The organism is Vibrio sp. Vb2960 (assembly GCF_033337665.1).
Taxonomy (GTDB): Bacteria; Pseudomonadota; Gammaproteobacteria; order Enterobacterales; family Vibrionaceae; genus Vibrio; species Vibrio alginolyticus.
In genome coordinates this window covers 88904-107454 of sequence record NZ_JAWORD010000011.1, presented here as the reverse complement: position 1 = coordinate 107454, position 18551 = coordinate 88904, and the positions used below count along the sequence as shown (strand labels likewise).

18 protein-coding genes are annotated in these 18551 nt (G+C 42.9%); 7 read left to right on the top strand and 11 right to left on the bottom strand.

The window, feature by feature from the left end; all coding sequences use genetic code 11:
* Positions 1-59: 59 nt before the first annotated feature.
* From xthA to dinG, 5 genes are all read right to left on the bottom strand, one after another.
* Positions 60-866, bottom strand: coding sequence for an exodeoxyribonuclease III (gene xthA / locus R7O03_RS11530; RefSeq protein WP_005378433.1), 807 nt, complete (start codon positions 864-866; stop codon positions 60-62).
* 93 nt (positions 867-959) lie between these two features.
* The gene (rsmS, locus tag R7O03_RS11525; protein WP_005378432.1) at positions 960-1124 is read right to left on the bottom strand and encodes a pleiotropic regulatory protein RsmS; all 165 of its coding nucleotides are present in this window, start codon (positions 1122-1124) and stop codon (positions 960-962) included.
* On the bottom strand, positions 1124-1669 hold the full coding sequence (locus R7O03_RS11520; protein WP_033905048.1) for a primosomal replication protein: 546 nt from the start codon (positions 1667-1669) through the stop codon (positions 1124-1126). The genes rsmS and R7O03_RS11520 overlap by 1 nt, the downstream gene beginning before the upstream one ends.
* Positions 1666-2451: a sulfite exporter TauE/SafE family protein gene (locus R7O03_RS11515; RefSeq protein ID WP_138940022.1), complete on the bottom strand. Its 786-nt coding sequence runs from the start codon at positions 2449-2451 to the stop codon at positions 1666-1668. The genes R7O03_RS11520 and R7O03_RS11515 overlap by 4 nt, the downstream gene beginning before the upstream one ends.
* A 14-nt stretch (positions 2452-2465) precedes the next feature.
* Positions 2466-4541 carry an ATP-dependent DNA helicase DinG gene (dinG, locus tag R7O03_RS11510; protein ID WP_318131716.1) on the bottom strand — a complete coding sequence of 692 codons (2076 nt, stop codon included), beginning with the start codon at positions 4539-4541 and terminating at the stop codon, positions 2466-2468.
* A 515-nt stretch (positions 4542-5056) separates the two neighbouring features.
* On the opposite strand from dinG, the gene R7O03_RS11505 reads away from it, so the two are divergent.
* Complete coding sequence (locus R7O03_RS11505; protein ID WP_182038222.1) at positions 5057-6088, top strand: porin; 1032 nt, start codon at positions 5057-5059, stop codon at positions 6086-6088.
* A 76-nt stretch (positions 6089-6164) separates the two neighbouring features.
* Complete coding sequence (locus R7O03_RS11500; RefSeq protein WP_213893678.1) at positions 6165-6842, top strand: DUF2057 family protein; 678 nt, start codon at positions 6165-6167, stop codon at positions 6840-6842.
* 85 nt (positions 6843-6927) lie between these two features.
* Here the strand turns inward: R7O03_RS11500 and R7O03_RS11495 are convergent, their stop codons facing one another.
* Positions 6928-7629: a pseudouridine synthase gene (locus tag R7O03_RS11495; protein WP_005387874.1), complete on the bottom strand. Its 702-nt coding sequence runs from the start codon at positions 7627-7629 to the stop codon at positions 6928-6930.
* A gap of 311 nt (positions 7630-7940) precedes the next feature.
* Between R7O03_RS11495 and R7O03_RS11490 the strand changes: the two genes are divergently transcribed.
* Positions 7941-10166 carry an NADP-dependent isocitrate dehydrogenase gene (locus R7O03_RS11490; protein WP_005387876.1) on the top strand — a complete coding sequence of 742 codons (2226 nt, stop codon included), beginning with the start codon at positions 7941-7943 and terminating at the stop codon, positions 10164-10166.
* Positions 10167-10351: 185 nt separating this feature from the next.
* Here R7O03_RS11490 and cspD read toward each other — a convergent pair whose 3' ends face one another.
* Positions 10352-10570, bottom strand: a complete 219-nt coding sequence (gene cspD, locus R7O03_RS11485; RefSeq protein ID WP_005378407.1) for a cold shock domain-containing protein CspD — start codon at positions 10568-10570, stop codon at positions 10352-10354.
* Positions 10571-11274: 704 nt separating this feature from the next.
* Here cspD and clpS point away from each other — a divergent pair.
* Together clpS and clpA are read left to right on the top strand one after the other, a co-directional pair.
* Positions 11275-11595, top strand: a complete 321-nt coding sequence (gene clpS / locus R7O03_RS11480) for an ATP-dependent Clp protease adapter ClpS (protein WP_005378419.1) — start codon at positions 11275-11277, stop codon at positions 11593-11595.
* Positions 11596-11645: 50 nt separating this feature from the next.
* The gene (clpA, locus tag R7O03_RS11475; RefSeq protein ID WP_005387879.1) at positions 11646-13913 is read left to right on the top strand and encodes an ATP-dependent Clp protease ATP-binding subunit ClpA; all 2268 of its coding nucleotides are present in this window, start codon (positions 11646-11648) and stop codon (positions 13911-13913) included.
* Between the two features lie 133 nt (positions 13914-14046).
* Here clpA and infA read toward each other — a convergent pair whose 3' ends face one another.
* The 3 genes from infA to aat all read right to left on the bottom strand — a co-directional run bounded on the left by infA (position 14047) and on the right by aat (position 15752).
* Positions 14047-14265 (bottom strand): translation initiation factor IF-1, encoded by a 219-nt coding sequence (gene infA / locus R7O03_RS11470; protein ID WP_001040192.1) that lies wholly within the window; start codon positions 14263-14265, stop codon positions 14047-14049.
* Positions 14266-14346: 81 nt separating this feature from the next.
* The gene (locus R7O03_RS11465; protein WP_005378346.1) at positions 14347-15048 is read right to left on the bottom strand and encodes an arginyltransferase; all 702 of its coding nucleotides are present in this window, start codon (positions 15046-15048) and stop codon (positions 14347-14349) included.
* On the bottom strand, positions 15045-15752 hold the full coding sequence (aat, locus tag R7O03_RS11460) for a leucyl/phenylalanyl-tRNA--protein transferase (RefSeq protein ID WP_005387881.1): 708 nt from the start codon (positions 15750-15752) through the stop codon (positions 15045-15047). The genes R7O03_RS11465 and aat overlap by 4 nt, the downstream gene beginning before the upstream one ends.
* A 39-nt stretch (positions 15753-15791) precedes the next feature.
* Between aat and R7O03_RS11455 the strand changes: the two genes are divergently transcribed.
* Positions 15792-16268 carry a glycine zipper 2TM domain-containing protein gene (locus tag R7O03_RS11455; RefSeq protein WP_005378348.1) on the top strand — a complete coding sequence of 159 codons (477 nt, stop codon included), beginning with the start codon at positions 15792-15794 and terminating at the stop codon, positions 16266-16268.
* A gap of 289 nt (positions 16269-16557) precedes the next feature.
* Complete coding sequence (aroA, locus tag R7O03_RS11450) at positions 16558-17838, top strand: 3-phosphoshikimate 1-carboxyvinyltransferase (protein WP_005387883.1); 1281 nt, start codon at positions 16558-16560, stop codon at positions 17836-17838.
* Positions 17839-17901: 63 nt separating this feature from the next.
* Here the strand turns inward: aroA and R7O03_RS11445 are convergent, their stop codons facing one another.
* On the bottom strand, positions 17902-18150 hold the full coding sequence (locus tag R7O03_RS11445; protein ID WP_005387884.1) for a YciN family protein: 249 nt from the start codon (positions 18148-18150) through the stop codon (positions 17902-17904).
* Positions 18151-18551: the final 401 nt, after the last annotated feature.

Genomic DNA, 18551 nt, shown 5'->3' with positions numbered 1-18551 from the left:
GTCTCCCTTTTTATTGGACTAAGCTTAGCGTTGAGTCTCGCTTATAGCTTTGCAATAAATTACTTAAATGTCGACCAGATTGGTGCGTGATCTGAAGGCTTCTCGATACCACGAAGCTCATAGTCGATACCAGATTCAATACACTTTTCCGCTAGAGAAGGGGTTGCCAAAATGACATCAATTCGTAGGCCACGGTTATCATCAAAACCGCGAGAACGGTAGTCAAACCACGAAAATTGATCGTTCACCTCTGGGTATAGCTTACGGAAGGTGTCCACAAAGCCCCAGTCTAGTAAGGTTTTCAACCATTCGCGCTCTTCAGGTTGGAATGAACATTTACCTGTTTTTAGCCAACGTTTACGGTTTGGCTCGCCGATACCGATATCTGCATCAATAGGGCTGATGTTGATGTCACCCATAACAATCAATTGCTCGTCGTTATTGTGATGATCGTTTAGGTAGGTCATCAGATCTTTATAGAATTGGCGCTTGTATGGGAATTTGGTTTCGTGGCTGATGTTATCCCCTTGAGGGAAGTAGCCGTTTAGCACAGTGACCTTTTCGCCGTTTTCATTTAAAAACGTTGCCATGATCATGCGCTTTTGATGTTCTTCGTTATCCGTCGGGAACCCTTTTTGTACGTGTAGAGGCTCTTGCTTACAAAGCATTGCTACGCCGTAATGTGCTTTTTGACCATGAAAATACACTTTGTAGCCCATGGCTTCGACAGCTTCAATCGGGAATGCTTCATCGTGAACTTTAATTTCCTGAAGACCAATTACATCAGGTTGGTGTTTGTCGATTAGCGCTTGGAGTTGGTGCAGTCGCGCACGTAGTCCATTGATGTTAAAGCTGATTACTTTCATTATTTATCCTTTTGGGGCGTACTTTTTATGAATAGTATCATTGTGTAAGAGCACTGAAAATGAGTCTCGGTGAAAGGAGTGAAACGCTCTGAGCTACTTTGCTTTTAATTTGTTTTCTAAGTCGTTTTGCACGATCTTTAAAGCGTTAAGCGCAACTTCTGGATCTATCTCATTGCTCTCAAGCAAATAGATTAAATCGACAGCCAGTTTGATCTCTTCAGGTGCGTCATCTAAAGGCGAGGTTGGTTGGTCAGCCATTATTGATGTTTTTCCCTATGTGTAATTTGGTTCTCTAGCTTAAGAAGTGCTGCTTCACAACGCGCTAAACGTTGCTCGGTTGCTAGTAATACTTTTTGAGCGTCGGCACGCATAAAACTCGGAGCGCTTTCGACAGCACGTTCTTTTTCTAACACCATCTCGCGCAAGCGTCTTGCCCACTCTTGGTGTTGAGCGAGTTCCTGATAAAGCACGTTGATAGGCTTGCGGAAATAGCTGCTATGTTTGATTTCATTCTTACGAATTTTAGTGGTAGAAATCTCGCGTTGAATCGCACCGATTTGCGCCACTAACCGTTCAGTGAGGTACTCAGCACGCAAAGCGGTGAGCTTACCTTCATTTTGCTCACGCACAATCGCATCCAGCGTGGCTTTTGCTTCTTTTACGCAAGGAGTAAGTAAGCGAGAGCGGCAACCAAATAAACGCTCATCAAAAAGCGGAACATGATGTTCGCCTCTTTGACGGTCAAGAACAGCGGCTTGCTTCGCCATTTGTTCTAGATTTTCCTGGAGTTGAGAAATGTTCATGACAAACCTACAAACCATGCGTCATAAGCCAATTTAATGGCTAGTATGCTGACGACAGTAACAAATACAGGACGAATGAATTTAGAACCAAATCTAATAGCGGAGTGCGCGCCAACAAAAGCACCAGCCATTAAACATACTCCCATTGTTAAGCCTAGCACCCAGTTGATATGTCCGAGGAATGCAAAAGTGATCAAAGAGGTAAAGTTACTGGTAAAGTTCATTGCTTTTGCTAAGCCAGAGGCGAGCAAGATATTCAGCCGGTACAGCGCCATTGAACTTACTGTCCAAAAAGCCCCAGTTCCAGGCCCTGCTAGTCCGTCGTAGAATCCGATTGATAAGCCTTGTATGTACTGTTTTTTATGAAGTTTTGGGCAAGGCTCGGGTATTGGACTTTGATGAGCAGAGTGGGGCGTTTTATGAAAAACGGTATACAACGCTGCCGCCAAAATAACAAGCGGCAATCCTTTTTCCAGCCAATCCGTACTAATCGCATCTACAAATAGCGTACCTAATGTCGCTCCGACGAGTGTCGCCACGAATGCTCGCCTCCAGCATTGCGGCTTGAATAGACGTTTTTTGTAGTACGTAAATGCCGCAGTAGAAGAAGCAAAGGTAGCGGCAAGTTTATTGGTGCCTAGTGCAATATGAGGCGGCAAGCCTAGCGACAGTAAAGCAGGTACGGTAAGCATGCCACCACCACCGGCAACTGCATCAATAAATCCAGCGACAAAAGCGACAAGCGCCAACACCAACAGCATGGTTGGCTCAATCATTTCCATAAATGGTGATTCTTCTAATATTCTATTTTACGTTTAAATGGAGGTAGTGAGTCGATTAAGGCTTGTCCGTATCGCTTAGTGACTAGGCGTCGATCAAGAATCGTTACTCTACCAGAATCTCTCTCTTTACGCAGTAAGCGACCTACGCTCTGGATCAGCTTTTTGCTTGCGTCTGGTACAGTTATTTGCATAAACGGGTTTCCTCCTTTTTTCTCAATGTATTCGGAATGAGCCTGCTCAACAGGGGAGGTTGGAACGCCAAATGGAATTTTTGTAATCACCAAGTTTTCAAGTAATTCGCCAGGTAAGTCTAGCCCCTCAGAGAAACTGCCAGTACCAAATAAGACGCTGGTTTTATTTGATTCTATTAGCTTTTTATGTTTTTTTAGAATTTCTTGACGTGAGCTTTCACCTTGAACTTGCAACGCCCAGCCTTTTTTTATGAACTCCGAAGAGAGTGCCTTCGCGACTTGGTTCATCTGCCAATAGGATGAGAATAATACTAAGTTGGCTTTCTTGTCTTCCAAGTACTTAGGCAAGATCTCAATAAGATATTCAGTAAATTGAGGCGCTGGTGGTTCATATTTCATCGCAGGGATGAGCAATTCTGCCTGGTTTTGGTAATCGAATGGTGACGCAAGCGCTAAAAACTGAGTGCCTGATTCTGGTTTTCCATCAATACCAACCTGATGGCAAAAGTAATGGAAAGAGTTTAATGCACGCATCGTTGCGGAAACCAAAATGGCGCCAATACATCTGCTCCAAATCTGTTGGTCGAGTTGCCATCCAATTTCAAGTGGCGAAACACTCACAATGAAATCACCCTCGCGATCGGGGTGGGTTTCTAACCAGCGAGCTAAAGGCGCACCTTTTTCACGAGTTGGTTCAGCCATTAAATGCCATACTTGCGCTAGGTTTTCTAACCTTTGAATGTAGAAACCGAGCTCTGCAAGCGCTGGTTCAGCCAACCTTGTCGCAAGCTCCCCGTCTTTTACTCTTTCCGCAATAAGGTCGGCAATTTTTGCCACACTCTGATTTGCTTTTTTACTGAACTGTTTTAGTTCTTTGGATTGGTTCTCTAGCCACTCAGGTAGTTCACCGTGTTCGAAGCGGTAGATACCCTCTTCAAATTGAGCTGGGTCGAACTGTTTGGGCAATTGAGTCAGTGCCGGTATCAAGTTCTGAACCGCGTCTTGAAGGTCGTTGCGAAATCGAGCTACGCGTTTCTCGTCTGCGAGTGATGAAAACTTACTAATCGACTGATTTAACTTCTCAAGCCATGCTGCCGCGCCTTTTAAACTCGCAGATGCTGAAGCATGGTCACGAGCGACGTGAGGTAAGTGATGTGCCTCGTCGAAGACGTATATTGTATTTTCTGGCTCAGGTAAAATCACGCCGCCACCTAAATCTGCGTCTGCCATGACGAGAGAGTGGTTAGCAATGATGACATCGTTTTTATCCAACTCTGAGCGCGCTTTTTGGAATGGGCAGTCGCGGTGGCCTGGTAAACTGTTATTGCAACTGTGTTTATCACTGACAATCAGTTGCCAAAGCTTATCGTCGATGGGTTTAGGCCAAGAATCACGGTCACCGTCCCATTTACCTTGCGCAAGAGAGCGATGCATTGTTTCTAACAGCTCTATATCTTTTTGCTTAGGTTTGGTTTCAAACATCGCTAACTGGCCACCATCAGCACCGCTAGCAGTCGCGAGCTTTTCTGCACAACAATAGCGCTGACGGCCTTTTGCCAAAATAAAAGAAAACTCTCGGTCGGTAATCCGACGAAAAAGAGGGAGGTCTTTATTTATGAGCTGCTCTTGCAGAGCGACGGTCGCCGTTGAGATAACCACTTTTCTATTGTTATGTACAGCCACGGGAATGGTCGCCATTAGATAGGAGAGCGATTTACCAATTCCAGTCCCTGCTTCTGCAACGAGTATTCGGTTAGATTTGTGATACTGACCGCACAGCGTTTTTGCAATCTCTGCAACAAGGTAGTTTTGTGCTCTTCTAGGCACAAAGTTATCAAGTTGATCTTGAAGGTTTTGATAGCTATTACGAATCGATTTTTGAATGTTACTGGTCAGCATACGGGCCTCAAATGCGTTGGAGGCGAATAGTAGCACACATCACTAGTTGTACAGTAGTTCACAAAACGGAATGCTTTTATAAGGAATGTAGATCTCCTTCACAAAAAAATATTGAACCTAATCTTAATGAAATTAATTTCATTATATGAAAAATATAAAACTCTAAATATGATGTTTTTGTGGTTTTTTATTCCATTTTATGTATTTCATAGAGTCTGTTTTGGGTTTAAAATCTCATTGTTAACGGTTTTATAAATTATGAAAAATCAAGAGGATTGATTAGATGTTCGTCGAGTAAATAAAGATAAGCATTGCAAGTTATTGTTTTTTAATGTTATTTTTGTTTTTTTACATTGGCATTTAGAAAATTTGACAGTCAGAATAATCTTTTGCACTCTTAGCTCCAGATTTTGAGGAGGCGTTGTATAACCTTTTGTTAACGCTCTATCTCAAACATATAAAAAAAGGGAACCGGACAAGGATATCCCGAACTAAGAAAAGGCAGTGGATTAATTATGAAAAAAACTCTATTAGCACTAGCTGTAGTTGCGTCTGCAACTTCAGTGAACGCAGCTGAAGTATTCAAATCTGAAGAAGGTTCTGTAGATTTCTACGGTCAGCTACGTCCAACTCTTCTATTCCTAGACAGCACAGACCACACTGCAGAGCTAAACACTAGCTCTTCTCGTATGGGTGTAAACGGTGTTTACGTTGTAAACGACAACCTAAAAGTTCTGGGTGAAGTTGAAATCGGTGTTGCTCTAGGTGACAACTACGGTGCAGGTGCTGATTCAAGCGAGCGTACTGATGACTCAGTATACGTACGCCGTCACATCTTTGGCTTCGACATGGGCGATATGGGTACACTTCGTTTTGGTAAAGAAGGTACTTGGGCTGATGACATCTACGGAGCTGATTACTCATACTTCTTCGGTGGTTCTGCACTTCTTTACGGACACGCGTGGAACAACTCTTCTCAAATTAAATACGCTTACGAAAATGACGCATTCTGGCTAAAAGCTGGTTACGCGCTAGGTGAGAAAGATCAAAACGAAGAAATCCGCGAAGTATTCGTAGGTAAGTCTTTCAATGACCTATCTGTACACGCTGGCGTTCTTTCTTCTGAGAACAAGATTGCTTCTAAAGGTAACAACACTGAAAACCTATCTTTCGAAGTAACTGCTGAATACGCTCTAGATGAGCACACTCTAGGTGCTACGTACTACTACAACGAAAATGAAGACAAAGCAGCTAACGAGACTATCGATTCTCACGGTATCTCTCTAGCAGGCATGTTCGTTGTAGCTCCTAAAACAACACTTTACTCTGGTTACGAGCTAGTAATGTCGTCTTCTGACCAATCTGGCAAGAAAGATGGCGACCAATCTAAATTTTACGCTGGCGTTGAATACAAGTTCTCTAAATGGGCACGTGTATTCGCAGAAGCGGGTTACAATTTTGATGGTGATAAGCTAGAAGCTGGTAAAACAACTGCAGCAACTGATTCTAAAACTGACTTCGGTGTTGGTGCACGTTTCTACTGGTAATCAATACCCAGTTTGATATTGTAAGACCCAGCTATATGCTGGGTCTTTTACTATGAAGATAAGGATGAAAAATTCTATGCAGTTATCATTAAAAGTGGCAATGGCGTTGTCTATTCTTGCCAGTACAAACCTTTATGCTGCAACGACTTTAGTGGTTCCAGAAGACGTGAAGTTATTGGCCGTCAACATGGAGAAGCCAAAACTTGAGGGGGGACTTTTCTCTAGTGAGAAGACAATTGAGATCCCTGACGGAACTAACCAAATTGTCTTCAAATATCAACCTGCTTTTGAAACAAACGAAAACCTTAAGACGGTTTACAGTGATGTAATCGTTGCTAAATTTGATGCTGAAAACGAAAAGCTAACGTTTGAGCTGCCAGAGTTTAAAACTCTTCGCCAAGCGCAAAACAACATCTCGCCTCTAGATTGGCAATTACTGGATACCAAAGGCCAACCTATTGCTTTGGTCGAAGATGTATTAGAGTCAGATGGTGTTCAAATTGGTCGTAATTACCCTCAAGAATCTCGTAACTACAACATTGCTGGCGGTATCGCGAGTGTTGCCGTTAGTTATGTAACTGTGAATCAGCATCAACAATCAGTAAGTGATATCGAGCCTCGAGTTGAGAGTAGTGATACCCGTTCAACAGCCGCATCAAACGACAGCCCAATGGTTGATGTATTAAAGACGATGTACCAGAAAGCGTCTCCGGCGGAAAAAGAGGCCTTTAAAAACTGGCTTGCTGAGCAGTAATCCCTTAGTTCATTAGGTAGGGCTTAACTGAAAAAGTACGAATCTAAAAAGCAGGCTTTAAGCCTGCTTTTATCTTTTCTGCTTATTAGAGAGAGATTTCTCTCCATTCACCAGGCATTAGGTCGTTAAGGACGATATCACCCATCGAATGACGAATGAGGCGCAAAGTAGGGAAGCCAATGTGCGCAGTCATGCGACGCACCTGACGATTTCTTCCTTCAATAATGGTAATGGCTAACCAAGTGGTAGGGATATTTGCGCGAAAACGGACCGGAGGCGTTCTGTCCCAGACTTGTGGTTCTGGAATAACTTCAACTTCGGCTGGTAGAGTCATACCATCTTTTAGCTCTACTCCCTTTCTCAATTTTTCAAGATCTTGCTCCTGAGGAGCGCCATCAACTTGAACCCAATAAGTCTTCGGCGATTTTGACTTTGGCTGCGTTAGCTTCGCCTGCAAGATGCCATCGTTAGTGAGTACCATCAAACCTTCGCTGTCTCGGTCCAATCGGCCAGCCGCATAGACATTTTTGATTGGGATATAGTCCGCTAACGTTTTGCGACCATCGCCATCGGTAAATTGACTGAGCGTATCGTAAGGCTTATTGAAAATAATGACTTTACGATCTTTAGGGGCCACTTTTGGCTTTTGGCTTTTTGTTGGGCGATTAGGGCGGCGGTCTTGCTGAGTACGAGTCTTCGAGCCATTGCGAGCTCCTGAGTGTTTAAAATGGCCCGTTTTAGACTGGTTACGACTGCGACCTTTTTCCTGACCTGTACGAGATGACATGTTAACTACCCTGCAAAAATGTAAATGAACTGTGTTTGAAAGTTTTAAGTTTTCTCATGATCGGATATGATTTGCGCGCCTAAAACTAACAAACGCGCACAGAATGATAGACTAATTCGTGTTATTTGTTTAATTATATCAGTGCACTCATGGATTCAGAGCTTAGAGCTTCAAACTACAACAAAGAGTGCGAACCGCATGTGGCGTTAGTGAGGAGACATGTACTGCTAACGTGCAGCAATGCGTCAATTAAACCAACTCAGACGCTGAGTTGATCAGCCAACAAGTTGATTAAAAAATAGGGAAATTTCATGCCTACAGAAAAACCTACAATTATCTACACCATCACTGATGAAGCGCCGGCGCTAGCAACTTATTCATTACTACCAATCATTCAATCATTCACAGCATCGTCTGGCATCAATGTAGATACTCGTGATATTTCACTAGCAGGTCGAATTATCGCTAACTTCCCAGAGCATCTAAAAGAAGAACAGCGCATTGGCGATGCGTTGACTGAGCTTGGTGAACTAGCTCAAACTCCAGAAGCAAATATCATCAAGCTACCTAACATTTCAGCTTCAGTTCCTCAGCTTAAAGCGGCGATTAAAGAGCTTCAGGCGAAAGGTTACGATTTACCAAACTACCCAGAAGAGCCGAGCACGTACGAAGAGAAAGCGATTAAAGCGGCTTACGACAAAATCAAAGGTAGTGCGGTTAACCCAGTACTTCGTGAAGGTAACTCAGACCGTCGTGCTCCGACTTCGGTTAAGAACTACGCGAAGAAAAACCCACACTCAATGGGTGCATGGTCAGCAGAATCTAAGTCTCATGTTGCGAGCATGTCAGACAATGACTTCTTTGGTAGCGAAAAGTCTACAACTATCTCTGGTGCAACAGATGTCAAAATCGAGTTTGTCGGTAATGATGGTACAGTTAAAGAGCTTAAGTCTGCGTTCCCATTACTAGATAAAGAAGTCATTGATACTTCAGTAATGAAGAAGAAGGCGTTGGTTGAATTTTTCGAGAAAGAGATTGCTGAAGCGAAAGCACAAGACGTGCTGCTGTCTCTTCATATGAAAGCGACGATGATGAAAGTTTCTGACCCTGTCATTTTCGGCCATGCCGTAAAAGTTTACTACAAAGACGTTTTCGATAAGTACGGTAAGCTGTTTGAAGAGCTAGGCGTTGATGTAAACAATGGCATCGGTGATGTTTACTCAAAAATTGAGTCTCTACCTGAAGCGCAAAAAGCAGAAATTGAAGCGGCCATTCAAGCGGTTTACCAAACTCAACCAGAACTTGCGATGGTTGACTCTGATCGTGGTATCACAAACTTACATGTACCAAGTGACATTATTGTAGATGCTTCTATGCCAGCAATGCTTCGCTCTTCGGGTCAAATGTGGGGACCAGATGGTAAACAAAAAGACACCAAAGCGATGATTCCAGATCGTAGCTACGCAGGTATTTACCAAGCGGTTATTGATTTCTGTAAAGAGCACGGCGCATTTGATCCAACCACTATGGGTAGCGTACCTAACGTTGGTCTAATGGCTCAGAAAGCTGAAGAGTATGGTTCTCACGACAAGACATTCATTCTAGACGCTGCGGGTACTGTTCGCGTTGTTGATGCTTCAGGTAACGTACTGTTAGAGCAAGCGGTTGAAGAAGGTGATATCTTCCGTATGTGTCAGGTTAAAGACGCACCAATCCAAGATTGGGTTAAACTAGCAGTGACTCGCGCACGTGCAACAGGTGTTCCAGCTGTATTCTGGCTAGATGAAAACCGCGCGCACGATGCTGAGCTCATCAAGAAAGTAAACGCCTACCTACCAGATCACGATACTGACGGTCTAGAGATTAAGATCCTATCTCCTGTTGAAGCTTGTAAGTACTCACTAGAGCGTATGAAAGCGGGCCTAGATACTATCTCTGTTACAGGTAATGTTCTTCGTGACTACCTAACAGACTTGTTCCCAATTCTAGAGTTAGGTACGTCTGCTAAGATGCTATCTATTGTTCCATTGATGAATGGTGGTGGTCTATTTGAAACAGGCGCTGGTGGTTCTGCTCCTAAGCACGTTCAACAAGTAGAAAAAGAGAATCACCTTCGTTGGGATTCTTTGGGCGAGTTCCTAGCGCTTGCAGCTTCGTTAGAGCATTTAAGTGTAGCGACAAACAATCCTAAGGCTCAGGTTCTAGCAGATACACTAGATAAAGCGACCGGTGAGTTTTTAGACACCAACAAATCTCCGTCACGCAAAGTGGGTGAGCTAGATAACCGTGGAAGTCACTTCTATCTTGCACTTTACTGGGCGAAAGCGCTTTCAGAGCAAACGGATGATGCGGATCTTGCTGCTGAATTTGCACCAATTGCAAAAGCGCTGTCAGAGCAGGAAGAAACGATCGTTGCTGAGCTAAATAATGCGCAAGGCGTGAAAGGTGAGCTAGGAGGTTACTACTTACTAGACGATGCATTGGTTTCTAAATTGATGCGTCCAAGCGAAACCTTTAACGCAATCATTAACAAGTAAGTTAGTGTTAAAAAACACGTCGTTTTCGGCGTGTTTCCTATCCTGTAAGTGCGTTGTAAGTGTTCCTTTTGTAACACGTGCTCTAAATAGTAAGAAACCCGCTATCTTGGCGGGTTTATTTTTCTCTTCAAAACATCAACTTGGCGTTTCGAGAGCAATATTTTTATATTTCGACAGCGCTCTAATTATTTGGCTTGGCCTTCAAGAGGCACGACGCTACTCGCGTGACAGCCTTTGGGACCTTTTTCAATCTCGTAAGAGACTTGTTGGCCTGCTTTCAGTGTACGATAACCGTCCATCTGGATAGTTGAGTAGTGGGCAAAGATATCTCCCTCTTCTTCATCTGAACAAATAAACCCAAATCCTTTGGCATTGTTAAACCACTTTACTGTACCTGTAGCCATGCTTTACATCCCTCATGCATTTTTTACTGATGTTGTTACTGCAACCAAGTTATACCTTTAACTTGGTACTACCATTGTCAGCGAATGCCAACAAACGTCAAATCAATGATAAGTCACATTCATCAAACCACTTAAAGAAGAGAGGTTTCAAAATGATGATTTATGCATCGATACTTTCCACTGTAGTCAATGAATTTCGACAGTCAATAGCAGTGAGCAACAAACAGAAACATAATTGAAAACAAATCACTTTTGAGATTAACAAATTTGCAAACAGTTTTTCGTATATACGCAGAAGTTTAGTCAATTTGCCTATGAAGTGGCTCATACTGAAAAAGCCATACTGTCCGTGTTGCTTATGGGAGAAGAATCCTCTGACTGAATAAAAAATGAAGTTTTCGTGATAATTACCGTATTCTCAATGAGGAAGTGTGATCCAGATAGAAGATGATGGGGTGGTTTGCAATAATCCGAGAGCAATAAATAGAAAGTTCTTTTATAAGAAAAAATGTGTAACTTATCGACAAGCATCTTTTATTTGCGCCGTATCAAGACGTGCATTAGTCTCTATATTAGGTAGTAACTTTTATCGATCAAAGATCGAATTCGGTGCCATAACTCACTACACCGCGCTGCATGCTTGTGGTAGATTGTTTTTATAGGTCGAAAACATCAACCCTTTGATACGATATCTTTAGATTGCCATGAGTAAAAATTTTGAATGGGTCACTCCGGACTCTGATCTTCTGGAGCGAGAAAGTACGAAAGTCCAGCCACCTAAGCTGTACAATGTCGTACTCAATAATGATGACTATACACCTATGGATTTCGTCATAGAGGTGCTTGAGCGATTTTTCTCACATGATATTGATAAAGCAACTCAAATCATGCTTCAGGTCCACTATGAAGGAAAGGCAATCTGCGGCACATACAGCGCAGAAATTGCCGAGACAAAAGTAGCGCAAGTTACGATGTACGCAAGGGAAAATGAACATCCGCTACTTTGCACTATGGAGCAAGCGTAAACAAAGAAGACTTGCTCGAACAACCCCAGTTGTTTTTTCGGGAGGTACTTATGCTAAATAAAGAACTAGAGTCAAGCCTTAACGGTGCATTTGCTCGGGCGCGAGATAAACGCCACGAGTTTATGACTGTCGAACACCTCCTACTTGCATTGTTGGAAAATGATGCAGCTAAGGAAGCCCTTCTAGCTTGTAAGGCGGATCTTGACGCTTTACGCAACGAACTCGATATTTTCATCGATCAAACTACGCCTCTTATCCCAGATAGTGATGAGACGCGTGAAACGCAGCCGACTTTGAGTTTTCAACGTGTACTACAACGCGCCGTCTTTCATGTACAGTCGTCTGGTCGTAATGAAGTAACAGGCGCCAACGTGCTTGTTGCTATCTTCAGTGAGCAAGAGTCGCATGCCGCTTACCTACTGAAGAAAAATGACATCTCCCGATTAGATATTGTTAACTTCATCTCCCACGGTATTACTAAAGCATCAGGTGCAGGTGAGGATTCATCATCAGACTCGTTTAGCTCAGAAAGTGTTGAAGAGCCTAATTCTGAAGAACGCTTAGAAAGCTTTGCGACGAATCTTAATCAAGTCGCTAAAGATGGAAACATCGACCCACTCATTGGACGTGATAAAGAGTTAGAGCGCACTATTCAGGTACTTTGTCGACGCCGCAAGAATAATCCACTACTAGTGGGTGAGGCAGGGGTTGGTAAAACAGCCATAGCGGAAGGTCTTGCATGGAGAATTGTCGAAGGGCAGGTCCCTGAGGTTATTCAAAACAGCGTGATTTATTCACTAGATATTGGCTCTTTGCTCGCTGGTACCAAATATCGCGGTGATTTTGAAAAGCGCTTCAAGGCGATTTTGAAACAACTTGAAAAAGAAGAAGATGCCATTTTGTTCATCGATGAAATACATACCATCATCGGTGCAGGCGCGGCATCTGGTGGTCAAGTCGATGCAGCAAATCTTATTAAGCCTCTTTTAAGTAGTGGTAAGTTGCGTTGTATTGGTTCGACGACATACCAAGAATACAGCAACATTTTCGAGAAAGAGCGTGCGTTGTCTCGCCGTTTCCAAAAGATAGACGTTGTAGAACCTTCATTAGATGACACAACTAAAATCTTGATGGGCTTGAAGCCGAAGTACGAAGCTCACCATGAAGTACGTTATACCAATAAAGCACTGCGTGCCGCGGTAGAACTGTCGGCTAAATACATTAATGAACGCCATCTACCAGATAAGGCCATTGATGTCATTGATGAAGCTGGTGCTCGTAGTCGTCTTGCTCCTGCAAGCCGTCGTAAAAAAACGGTCGGAGTGGCTGATATCGAATCAATGGTTGCCAAAATGGCGCGAATTCCAGAGAAGTCGGTTTCTTCTTCAGATAAAGACATTTTGAAAAACTTAGATAGCAAAATGAAGATGTTGGTATTTGGTCAAGATAATGCGATTGATGCATTATCCGAGGCGATCAAGCTGACACGTGCAGGTTTAGGTGTAGACAACAAACCTGTTGGTTCATTTTTGTTTGCAGGCCCAACAGGGGTTGGTAAAACAGAGGTGACGGTGCAGTTATCTAAGCTTCTAGGTATCGAGCTACTTCGTTTTGATATGTCTGAGTATGGTGAGCGTCACTCCGTAAGTCGCTTAATTGGTGCGCCTCCTGGTTATGTCGGTTATGACCAAGGTGGTTTGCTAACTGATGCTGTTATTAAGCACCCACATTCAGTCGTATTACTTGATGAGATTGAAAAAGCGCACCCTGATATCTTTAACCTGCTGTTGCAAGTCATGGATAACGGTACGCTAACGGACAACAATGGTCGCAAAGCAGACTTCCGTAATGTCATTCTTGTTATGACAACTAACGCAGGAGTGGCGGAAACCGAGAAGAAATCAATTGGTTTGATTCAACAAGACAACAGTCACGATGCAATGGCGGAAATTAAGAAGGTGTTTACTCCTGAGTTCCGTAACCGTCTTGATAACATCATCTGGTTTAACAGCCTTGATGAAAGCGTTATCCATCAAGTGGTTGATAAGTTCATTGTTGAACTGCAAGTGCAACTTGATGCGAGAGGCGTTTCAATGGAAGTATCGCAAGACGCTCGCCATTGGTTAGCACATAAAGGTTATGACAAAGCTATGGGGGCTCGCCCAATGGGGCGTGTTATCCAAGAACAGCTTAAGAAGCCTTTGGCTAACGAACTGTTGTTTGGATCTTTAGTTGACGGCGGTACAGTGAAAGTAACGCTGGTCAACGATACGCTTGAGTTTGAATACTTAAGTGAGAAAGAGACAGCGATGCATTAATCGTTAGTCGGTAACAAACGCAAAAGCGCACGAGAAGATCGTGCGCTTTTTTATCTGAACTAAATCGGAAAAAATTGTGCAATAAAAAACGGAGCAGCTTGCTCCGTTTTTTATTGCATCCGAAAATCAGAGATTAACGAGCGCGGAAGACGATGCGGCCTTTTGACAGGTCGTATGGAGTCATCTCTACAGTTACTTTGTCACCCGTTAGGATACGGATGTAGTTCTTACGCATCTTGCCAGAGATGTGAGCAGTCACAACGTGACCGTTTTCAAGTTCAACACGGAACATAGTGTTTGGTAGAGTGTCAAGGACTGTGCCTTGCATCTCGATTACGTCTTCTTTAGCCATTTAATCCTCTTTAGAAATTAGGCAATATTAGCGGGCTATATTCTGCCGCTAAATAGTAATTATGTAAAGTTGAGGCGTATTCTACCCTCGCCAACGCTGATTTACTAGCCTTTGGTGGCGTTGAAAGCGTGTTTTGTAGCTCATTGCTGGGCACTCATCAATCTGATATCCCAAATATAGCCACTGTTGTTTGTTTTCTTGGCAGTATTTAATTTGATAAAGCACCGCTAATGTCCCAAGAGATAACTCGTAGTCAGGGTCAAAGAAAGTATAAAAAGCACTCGAGCATTGTGGCATCAAATCTGTCACTGCAATGGCGAGCAATTGATCTGATTCATCGTAAATGTGTAAAAACGACGTTGTCAGCCAGCTGGTTTGAGCAAATCGAGCAAACTCATCACGCTTTGGTGGGTACATAGTGCCGTTTTTATGCCGTTTGCAGATGTACCGACTGTAAAGCTCAAACCATTCCTCATCCATTTCAGGTTTCATTTCCCAGCGTAAAGACTGTGCTTTATTAAGCAGCCTCTTCTGACTTTTTGATAGTCTAACGTCTGGAATCGAGACTCGAATTGGCTGGCAAGCGGTGCAATGCTCGCAATGCGGTTTATATATGGTATCTCCGCTACGACGAAAACCGTTAGCCATGAGCAACTGGTAATTTTCTTCAGTATGCAGCCTTTCATCAAGCGCCACCGCAACCCGCTCTTGCCGTTCAGGCAAATAACTACAAGGGTGATTATTCGTCAACCCTATTCGAATATGTTGTATATCCGTACTCATACTGAATCCTGCAAAACTTGGGGCTGATAGGCATCAAATAGTGTTTGCTTTTCTCTTAAAGATAGTAGTTTTTGCATAAATTCGTCACGCTCAAGTTCAAATGCGCCAAGTGATGCCAAGTGAGAATTCATAACTTGGCAATCGATTAATTGACCTTGCTTTGACGCCAAATGGTTGCATAAGTACCACAATGCAATTTTGGATGCGTTATCTTTTAGACTAAACATCGACTCTCCGCAAAAAAGTTGGCCCACGCAAATGCCATATAGTCCGCCAATCAGGTTGTTGTCATGCCATACTTCTACAGAGTGACAGTGACCAAGTTTGGCTAACTCAATGTAGGAAGCTTGCATTTCCTCGTTGAGCCATGTTTCCTCTGCAGGGCGTGTTGAAGAACATAGTCTAATCACTTCTTCTGTCGCGAAATTGAGTGTTACTTTATAGTTATGTTTACGCTGAAATTTTTTGAGACTTTTAGATGGCTTAAACTGTAATGGGTCAAACACGGCGCGCGGAGAAGGGCTCCACCATAAAATAGGTTCACCAGGACCATACCAAGGGAAAATGCCTTGATAGTAACCATTGAGGATTCTCATGGGGTTTAAGTCACCACCAAAAGCCAGCAAACCATTGGGGTCGCTGAGTGCTTTATAGGGTGAGGGAAAGTTGAACGTTTCATCGAGTTCAGTTAAATAAATAGCCATAAGAAGTCGTTACCAACATTGGAGTCAGAGGAGTTTATGATGACCTGGTTAAGAAATATCGTAAAAGTATGGCTTGGGATCATACTGTTTTTACCACTTGTCGCCAACGCAGCCTATGAAAGAAATGTTGCCAAGCCAGTTAATGAAGTAGTTTACGGGAAGATTGACTCTGTCCGTTATATTACTCAACAAGAGGTTGTTCAATCGAAAAGTAACGGTTGGAAGACACTACTTGGTGCCACTATCGGTGGTTTAGTCGGTAATCAATTTGGTGGCGGTACGGGAAGAGAAGTCGCGACGGCAGTGGGTGCGCTTGCTGGTGCCGCAGTTGCTCAAAACCAAAGTAATTACCAATACACGGTTGAATATAAGTTAGTTGAGCTACTCATCAAAGTGAAGGGTGATAAGCTAATTAATGTCATCCAAGATGTTGATAAAAATATGTTATTTAGTCGAGGGGATGAAGTTCGTATTTTATATTTTGATGATGGAGTCAGGGTTGATATCACTTATTAACCCTAGGTTGTTTTAGTCTAACGAAGCCTAATCAGGCATGTACAGTCGGGCTGGCTTATAGTCAAATAAAGTCGAAATAGTTTGCTGTTTCGCCGTGCTTCTTTCGCTCTGATTTACATCGCTGGCAATGCCTTTAATTCTGTATCTTTAGGCTGCTTGAGGATATTCATAAATTAGCGCCGATTTACTCTGGTTTTGTCGTGTTTTTTTGGGTAGTCTGAATTCACGAAGAATTGTTTAGCCCTCATAAAAATCGTATGTTGAGGGCACAAAGGATTATCAACTTTTAATGGAAAGCCTAACGTTACAACCTATCAATAAAATTCAAGGGGAAGTGAACCTTCCTGGCTCTAAAAGCGTTTCTAATCGAGCTCTTTTACTTGCTGCTCTTGCTAAAGGCAGAACTCGCCTTACTAATCTCCTCGACAGTGATGATATTCGTCATATGCTGAATGCGCTGACTAAACTAGGCGTTCAATACCAACTTTCCGAAGATAAAACAGAATGTCTCGTTGAAGGCCTTGGGCGTCCGTTTTCTGTCTCAGAGCCGGTAGAGTTATTTCTCGGCAATGCTGGCACTGCGATGCGACCATTAGCTGCGGCTCTTTGTCTTGGAGAAGGGGAGTATGTACTGACGGGCGAACCTCGTATGAAAGAGCGTCCAATTGGTCACCTTGTCACGGCACTGAAAGATGCTGGTGCGAACGTTGAGTACATGGAAAACGAGAACTTTCCGCCTCTCAAAATAATTGGTACTGGCCTAAAAGCAGGTACAGTTTCTATCGATGGGTCCATTTCAAGTCAGTTCTTGACCGCTTTCTTAATGTCTGCGCCATTGGCTGAAGGTGAAATTCGCATCAACATCGAAGGCGATTTGGTTTCTAAGCCTTATATCGATATCACCCTGCATATCATGAAGCAGTTTGGAGTCGATGTGATCAACAACGACTATCAAGAGTTTGTGATCCCAGCCGGTCAGCAATACATTGCTCCAGGTGATTTCTTGGTTGAAGGTGACGCGTCTTCTGCTTCTTACTTCTTGGCGGCGGCAGCCATCAAAGGTGGAGAAGTTAAAGTCACGGGTATCGGTAAAAACAGCATTCAAGGTGATATTCAATTTGCTGATGCGCTTGAAAAAATGGGTGCAGAAATTGAATGGGGTGATGACTACGTAATTTCACGTGTTGGTCAATTGAAAGGCATCGATATGGATTACAACCATATCCCTGATGCTGCAATGACCATCGCGACAACAGCGCTATTTGCCGAAGGCACTACCGCTATTCGTAACGTTTATAACTGGCGTGTAAAAGAAACAGACCGTTTGTCAGCTATGGCGACTGAGTTACGTAAAGTCGGTGCGGAAGTGGAAGAAGGGGAAGACTACATCATCGTCAAACCTGTCTCTCAGTTAAAGCATGCTGCGATTGATACTTACGATGATCATCGAATGGCGATGTGTTTTTCGCTGGTGGCACTTAGTGATACGCCTGTGACGATTAACGATCCAAAGTGTACGTCGAAAACGTTCCCTGACTACTTCGACAAACTTAAGGCTTTAAGCTGCTAAATATTCTGACCTAAAACAAAAAAGCCAGAGTGAATAACACTCTGGCTTTTTTGTTTCCCAATACTATTTAACCAGCGTAAATTCCTTAGAAAGGTGATGCGCTAAGTATTTGAACATATTGAATACTGCAGTCGTATTTGAAGTTGGTAAACCTTTGTCATCAAGGAAGTATTCACCTTTAAAAACTAAAACACCTTCTTTTTCTTCTACACTTGTTGCTCGCATTCCCTCGATGTAATCATCGTGCTCTTGGATGATTTGGTTAGCGATCAAAAGAAGGTCGAACTCTTCGATAAACGTTCTATCAGACATATTCTTTCTACCATTCTATTTAGTTAAGAATGCTGAGTATACCTACAACTAAAATGGGTTTGCATGATTAATTCAGTCAATCGTTCAGTAAGACTAAACAGATCAATTTTTAGAGTATAAGCATGATGCGGAGGAAGATGGCAGAGCATTGAACCAAACTATTTTGTGATGGGTAACAAAATTTATTGCATTGGATTAGCGGATGCTAAGTTTGCCTGTTTAGATATGCCGCTCAATACCTTTCAGAACCCTGTCTCTTTGAAGTATAAAGACGATGAATTGTCAACCAATCGGATCTGAATTTCAAAAAAGCAGTTGATCTTCTTTTCATCTCGCACAATAGTAAAAAAAGAAGCAATGAAATAGAACATTATGCGGGTGGCCTTTAAACAAGGTTTCTA